At 48.1% G+C, this 6,939-nt stretch carries 8 protein-coding genes; 7 read left to right on the forward strand and 1 reads right to left on the reverse strand.

Going from position 1 to position 6,939, the window contains the following annotated elements:
* The first annotated feature begins 180 nt into the window (after positions 1-180).
* The 4 genes from CXF87_RS22025 (at position 181) to CXF87_RS11290 (ending at position 3,866) form a co-directional block, all read left to right on the forward strand.
* Positions 181-2,460 (forward strand): flagellin N-terminal helical domain-containing protein, encoded by a 2,280-nt coding sequence (locus tag CXF87_RS22025; RefSeq protein ID WP_101146694.1) that lies wholly within the window; start codon positions 181-183, stop codon positions 2,458-2,460.
* Between the two features lie 164 nt (positions 2,461-2,624).
* Entirely contained in the window at positions 2,625-2,990 is a 366-nt protein-coding gene (locus CXF87_RS11280) for a hypothetical protein (RefSeq protein ID WP_101146695.1), read from the forward strand.
* Entirely contained in the window at positions 2,980-3,174 is a 195-nt protein-coding gene (locus CXF87_RS11285) for a hypothetical protein (protein WP_101146696.1), read from the forward strand. Before CXF87_RS11280 ends, CXF87_RS11285 begins: the two co-directional genes overlap by 11 nt.
* A gap of 98 nt (positions 3,175-3,272) precedes the next feature.
* On the forward strand, positions 3,273-3,866 hold the full coding sequence (locus tag CXF87_RS11290) for a hypothetical protein (protein WP_157826512.1): 594 nt from the start codon (positions 3,273-3,275) through the stop codon (positions 3,864-3,866).
* Positions 3,867-3,941: 75 nt separating this feature from the next.
* On the opposite strand, the gene CXF87_RS11295 is transcribed toward CXF87_RS11290, so the two are convergent.
* The gene (locus tag CXF87_RS11295; RefSeq protein ID WP_101146698.1) at positions 3,942-4,187 is read right to left on the reverse strand and encodes a helix-turn-helix domain-containing protein; all 246 of its coding nucleotides are present in this window, start codon (positions 4,185-4,187) and stop codon (positions 3,942-3,944) included.
* Between the two features lie 102 nt (positions 4,188-4,289).
* On the opposite strand from CXF87_RS11295, the gene CXF87_RS11300 reads away from it, so the two are divergent.
* From CXF87_RS11300 to CXF87_RS11310, 3 genes are all read left to right on the forward strand, one after another.
* Entirely contained in the window at positions 4,290-4,898 is a 609-nt protein-coding gene (locus tag CXF87_RS11300) for a hypothetical protein (protein WP_101146699.1), read from the forward strand.
* Positions 4,898-6,289: a DEAD/DEAH box helicase gene (locus CXF87_RS11305; protein ID WP_101146700.1), complete on the forward strand. Its 1,392-nt coding sequence runs from the start codon at positions 4,898-4,900 to the stop codon at positions 6,287-6,289. The genes CXF87_RS11300 and CXF87_RS11305 overlap by 1 nt, the downstream gene beginning before the upstream one ends.
* 15 nt (positions 6,290-6,304) lie before the next feature.
* Positions 6,305-6,939, forward strand: a 635-nt coding sequence (locus tag CXF87_RS11310) for a TniQ family protein (protein WP_198556062.1), incomplete at its 3' end; no start/stop codon positions are given.

The following is a 6,939-nucleotide window of genomic DNA, read 5'->3' on the forward strand; positions in this document are numbered from 1 at the left end:
AAGCCGGTAAAGTTGAGCAGATGACCGAGGATGACGAAAAACTGCTGTAGATTTTGAATGGTACCGTGAAGCAACAATGAAGGTATCCGCTGGCCGTGCTATCTAGCAAGTTCCGTCTAAAGTTTTCCTTTGTGCGGCCGGTAAATTAATTTATACATCGCATCTGATCATGGACGTCACATGGCAAGCATCATCAATACGAATATTTCAGCGTTGATTGCACAGCAAAACCGCTCCGGTACGCAATCGTCACTGGCAACGGCTATGGAGCGTCTGTCTTCGGGCCTACGGGTCAATAGCGCAAAGGATGATGCTGCAGGCCAGGCCATCGGTAACCGTATGTCCAGTCAAATCAGTGGTCAGCATCAAGCTGCACGTAATGCTAATGATGGCGTATCGTTAGTCCAAACAGCGGAAGGAGTTCTCAGCTCGATTAATGACAAGCTGCAACGCGTCCGTGAGCTTACTGTACAGGGGTTGAACGGAACTATTACCGCTGCTGATGCCGATGCGATACAGGCAGAGATTAATCAAAACCTTCAAGAAATTGATCGACTCGCTGAGCAGACAGAATTCAATGGTTTGCCGCTATTGGATGGACAGGTTGGCAAATTGAACCTTCAAATTGGCGCTCAAGATGGTCAGCAGCTGGCGGTTGATCTGGGCAAAGCGAGTTTCAACTCTACGGCCTTGGGCTTAGAAGACTTTACCGTTTACGGGCTCGAGGGCGAGATAACACCGCGAGATACCTTACTGGGCAGCGCTAATGACATAGTGTTAAGGCCAGGTGCAGGCGCTGAGGTTTCTACAAAGCTGGAAATGTATGTCAACGGCGTGTTGCAAGACAACGCCACGACTGAATATGTTCGAGCACGCGGTGCGAATGGTGGTCCATCTAATGTTTTCGCGGGAAGGTATATCCAGACACAAGTTAGTGATAAGCCTCAGTATTATTATTACAGTCCTGAATTTGCGACGCACTATACCGAGACGGATCATAATGAAGTGACCCTGAGCGCTAACAGCCCGGTTTTTGTTGAGCCAAATTCGGTAGCCATCCCCGCCAGCTCACAGCAAAGCTTTCAATTAACCGATGGTACCTCTCTTTCGTCGGGGATATCGCCTAAGTTAGTGAGTGGCGATGGCCAGTATTACATCCAAAGTCAAGAAGACGGCCTCACTGTGTATCGAGAAGCGGAGGTCAACATGACAAGTGACGGCATCTCTTCCTCCTTCACCGCTAAGGCAATAGACACCACAGTCTATACCCGCGAGACATTTCCTTTAGTGCAGCCGGAGGAACCGATTACCGTTAATGAAAACGGGACACCTACGTCTAACAATTATGATACCTATAGCAGCGTCAACTTCATCGATGCCACCGGCACGGCACTTGCTAGCGGCACATCAACATTAGTCAGCTATAACGGCAATAATTACATCCAGCATACGGATGGAGGGACAACAAAATTCTTCGAAGCGGCTCTTAGCTCAACTGATGGCGTAACGCTTTCTGTGAAAGCCTTAGAAAGCGAGGGGTTAACACAAGCCCCTTTCTCGTCACAAAGTGTCGTAAGTAGTTTTGCTTTCGATAGCTCTGCACTTGATTACACTAATGCTGGAACCGATGCTTCCAATGCGAGGCTATTGAACGATATCTTTCACGACAGCGGGTATTACGTCGAAGCAGAAGATGGTTCTGGCTACGAATATTATCATGCATCGCTTTCCCTCAACGCGAGAGACACTAGCACTAGCACGGCATCTGTAGATTTTACATCCACCGAGCCAGAACGCTTCGAGAGCATCGAAAAAATAGATGGTTCTTCGGTCGTCAAGCTGGATGAGCAAAATGTGGAGGTTAACTACACTGTTCAGAATGAAGACGGCATAACCACCACGTATAACGACGTACTCCGTAAAGACACGGAAGGTCGGTATTACATGCGGCTTTCTAATGATGCTGAATCTGATACCGAAAGCTTTCTGAAAGCGACATTGACCGATAACCTCAAAACCGGGGATACCCTCGTACAGACCTCCAAAGGTTCTAGTAATGTGCTCGTCTATTTTGATTTCGATTCCTTGGTGAGCACAGAAGCGGACTTGCTGCAAGCGGGCTCTGATGAAAAACGAACGGTCATCAATATTACGGCCGACAGTGACGAAATTCGTATTAAGAATCCTAGCGATCCGTTGGCCACGTTAGACCGTGCAATTTCGCGTATAGACGGACAACGCAGCTACTTGGGCGCCGTAGAGAACCGCTTGGGCTCAGCTATCGATAATCTGGAAACTATTAGCACTAATTTAACTTCAGCCCGTTCACGCATTATGGATGCCGATTATGCTGTCGAGGTCTCTAGCATGACCAAGGCGCAAATTCTACAACAAGCCAGCACGTCTGTTCTCGCCCAGGCCAACCAGATCCCACAGAACGTTCTTTCTCTGCTGGGTTAAGCTGAGGCTTAATCAAGATCAAGCAAGCGCACATTTTGTGAAAAATCAATATGTTATAGAAGTGACGATATACAGTTACTCAACAGGGTTAATTAACCCTTAGCCTTGCTGGCGTTGGTAGTAGCCTTAGTTCAAGCCCATGACCCAGCGCTATTAGGAGCACCGTGAAGCCGCATACCGCCACCATCCCCGCTCTGGAAGTCGTTACCAATCTTGTCCCTAAACTTAACGCTGTTGAAAAACAGATTGAGCTGACGATCTGTACCGTACTGGAAAGCAGCTCAACCGCTGTACCCATAGAACGCTACACTAAGTTACAGGCGGAATTTCAGCTAGAACTTGCGATGATTCGTATGAATTTGGCGCATTTTCTGAAACGGTACCGTACCGAGCTGGAAGCAGCGATGAACGACCCGCGACAAGATGTGCTGCTCACCCTAGACCAACACGAAAGCGTGGCCGTTGATAGCACTAGAGTGCTTTACCAGCGAGTACAGGCATTACAAACCCAAGGGTTATATGACCACTAATGAGCACCAGCGCGTTATGGACGAACTGCAGGCACTGATTGACGACACCCAGCAAACGCTCAGGCGTTTTGAGACCAACGGCATGGATGAGCAAATGCCGGTTGATTACGAAAAGCTGCTGGATATTTTGGATGGTGCCATTAAGCAGCAGCGGGAGCATACCCAGGGGATGCTATCTCGCTAGCTGCCACTTTTTGTTAGCTTGCAAAGCTTGTGCAGTTCAGTCAATATTTTCGTGTGTCGAGCAGTTACGTAAATTGCTCATAACCATGAGATAAGGATATGGAAACCTCCACTCTCCTTCTAGTCGCTGCGATATGCGCACTCTGGATGTGCATTACCTGCGGTTGTGTTGCTATCTATTTATTGTTGAGCAGACAAGGATGGACGTTTGCCCCAAGTGGTGCCACTACCCCCAAGAGAGCTGCCGCGCCAACGCCAGAAGCGCCTATCTTGCTCAATAAAGAACATGCTTCCTGGGAAGTGAAAGTGCTATTCAAGAGCCCTTCGCCTGCGTTAAATGAGCGCTTGAGCCTAGCGCTGGCTTCTTTGGATGCGGTTTATGAGCCTAGCGCGAAGGCGTATAAGGTAGCGGGCGACTCCTCTCGTACACCGATTCAAATTGAGAATATTAATGTTTCGGGGCAGCTGCCGTCTTTAACCGAAAGCAGCGTAGAGCTTCCCCCTATTAAAGGCGTGAGCATTAAAATTACCAAAAGCAACCAGATGCTTGCTCCCAGCAAACTCCAGCTTGCCAAGCTAGTGTCGCTTTCTAAAAAGTTGGCACGCCTGGGCGGCACGGTGGTGGATGCGGCGCAACAACCGATCACCAAGGCTGGTTTTCAAGCCGTCATTGCCGGTAATGCGAAGGTTTGATGCAAGCCCCTTGCAAATGTCCCACCTCTTCAGAGGCTTAAGCTATAAATAGCTCAGCCAGCATGTTCAACACATCTAATCGGTTTCATCTTCAAAGCGGTCATTCGCTTCCAGGCCCGTCAGCAAGTCGGCGGGTGTGTAACCCAATATGCGGGCCATGGTATACAGCTTAGCAACGGTGATATTGACCTCACCTCTTTCAATCCTACCCATATAGCTTCGGTCAATGCCTACTGCAAGCGCAAAAGCTTCCTGGGAATACCCTTTTTCCTTTCGCTTTTCTCTAATTGTCCTTCCAAGTGCCTGCGCTAGTCCTTCCATACCCGCCTCATTTCTTTTGTGCGGGTACTCTCTTGCGTTGCGGCTTATTTATCCACGGACTATAATCCGCATTTGGTTTTCGTATCCTATGGTGGTGGCCTCATGCCAAGCACGCATCCTTTGATAGATCCGCGTATTTTCGAGCTGCTGAGGCGGCAAGAAAACACAACATTCACCGTCAAAGACCTACGAAACCAGTATGCGGAACGGCACAGCATAGAGGCGCAGTATCGTGCGCACTTACGCCGCTTTATTTACGAGCGAATCAGCCGTTTGATTCGCGTGGGCATGGTTCAAAAGGATACTGAAAAGCGAAAGCGGGATCAGCGCTATCAAGTAATCCATTTAGATGCGCAAGGCCTTGACCTTACAGGTGAACCCTTTGAGTCATGGTGTCAGCGCCTGGTCATCGATAAAGAAAAAACGAAAACGAAGTCGCCTGCTTGTCCCTCTCCGCATAGCGAGCATGCGCCCATATCACGACCTTCAGGTGCAAGTGCAAAGCTCAGAAAAAATCTGAAAGAGGTAAAAGTGGAGTTCTTGGCCGCCCTGGGCGAAGCCGAGAAGTTTAAAGCCCTCATTCATGAATACCCGGAGCTTAAAGAGGTTATCCAAGGTGACTCTAAAGCGGCGCATGACCTTAGCTCCCGCTTGTTAGGCCATATCAATGCTATCGAAAAAGTATTGCAACGTGTGGAGACGGGGCCTTAATGCGTTCACTGCGACGTTGGCAAGTAGAGTGCATTGAAAAAGCACTCCAACACTACCAATCAAACCCCCACTTCTTTGTGCAGGCTACACCAGCCAGTGGCAAAACGTATCTAGCTGCAGAACTTGCTCGCCAGCTGCTGGATGATCAAAAAATAGACTTGGTGGTCTGCTTTGCTCCATCACGTGAGGTCGTCGAAGGTTTTAACCGTACGTTTTCTGCGGTATTAGGCAAGCGGTTTGGTGATGTGCTGGGAGCCTCTGGTGCTGCGTATACCTACCAGTCCATGGATTATCAGCGGCCAGAGTTTTGGGAAATCTTCAAACAAGCCAGGGTCCTGGCTGTCTTCGACGAAATACACCATTGCGCAGGCCATGATCCCCTACTGAGTAACCTATGGGGACAAAAAATACTGCAGCATATACAAGACGATGCGACATATACCCTGGCTTTATCAGGCACACCCTGGAGAACAGATGTTCTACCTGTTGCGTTAGCACGCTATAGTGACCCCGAAGGTCAGCTGGTCTGTGATTACTGTTATGACCTTAAAGCGGCTATCCAAGAAGGCGTCTGTCGCTCTCCACGTATAACACTGATTGACAACCCATTGATAAAGTTGGTGGAGGAGCAAGAGGCGAATAGCTCTGTTCGTCTATTTAGCGGAGTAACCCAATTACTGGGTGAGTCTCCTATTCGTTATGAAGAACTGCTCCGCCACGACGACATCCTAGAAGCTGTACTCGACGTTGGAATACAAAAGCTGAATGAGGTTCGCCAAAGCGTGAGTAAGGCGGGTGGGTTGGTCGTTGTTAGCGATATTGAACATGCCCAACAAGTATCTGAAATATTGTTGAGAAAGGGGGAAAGTGTCGAGGTTGTAAACAACCAGACACCTCAAGCACGGCAAAGGATCAACCACTTTCGTAATAGTCAGACTCGCTGGATCGTTGCGGTCAGTATGGTGAGTGAAGGTACAGATATTCCACGGCTCATGGTGTGTTGTTACCTCAGCCGAATCAGAACCGAGCTTCACTATCGTCAAGTACTAGGCCGTATTTTAAGGAAAACGGGCCAAATTGATGTGGAAGCATGGCTGTACGTTATCGCAGAGCCTACATTGCGAAAATTTTCAGCTCGCATCGCTGATGATCTACCACATGACCGTGCCACGCTCCAGACGAAAAAAATCGATAAGAGGCAACATCAAGCAATCGAAAGCGAACACGGTAAAGAAGGCACACCCTCAGAAGACGGCGACGCCGCGGTTGACCCTATCGCTATTTCTAGAGCACTGCTTTGGGATGGCGCGTCAGAGAATGATAGCGACGCGACGATTCGCACCCTTAGCTTTTCGAAATATTACCGCCAATACCTGCTCTCCCTAGCGTAAAAAGGGGTTACAGATATGGTGACCCATTTCCCAATAGCACATGAAGACGAATTGTTGGGGAGTATTCTGGCGCGCTTTGTTGAAAGGCAAGGAATCCATGAAGATAGAATAGCCTGTCATTTACTATTTGGCTCACGCAACATAGCACCCGCTGTTTTTTTTCAAGGGCATATTGCTGCATTAATGCAGCAGGTGGGCCATATATGGAAACACAGTTTAGAAGACATCGCCTACCGTCATACGTTATTGCCTATTTTTAAACCTTTTGTCACAGAAGCCAGCTTTAACTCTCTACTCAACGAAATTATTTATAAAGACAAAAGCCATGTAATGCTCAAATCTGGATGCAGTGCTGGCATTGTGGCATGGCCAGTAACGTATAAGGTATGCCCTATTTGCTATCATGACCAAATAACGACATATGGCTATGCGATTTGGCAACGCACACTTCAATGCCCCGGCGTAGAAGCCTGTCCAGAGCATGAATGTTGGCTCATAAACTCAGAGGTCGACATTTACCCTGAGAGAAAGCACAAATTTTATGGACCAAGCGATATAAAAATTAACATTCCTACATTATCTCTCATTGCAGATAAAAAAAGCGTGCTGCTTTCAAAAATGGTATATCAGCTTATCAATACTGCCAGTTA

Source organism: Halomonas sp. MES3-P3E, from assembly GCF_002836035.1.
Taxonomy (GTDB): domain Bacteria; phylum Pseudomonadota; class Gammaproteobacteria; order Pseudomonadales; family Halomonadaceae; genus Vreelandella; species Vreelandella arctica.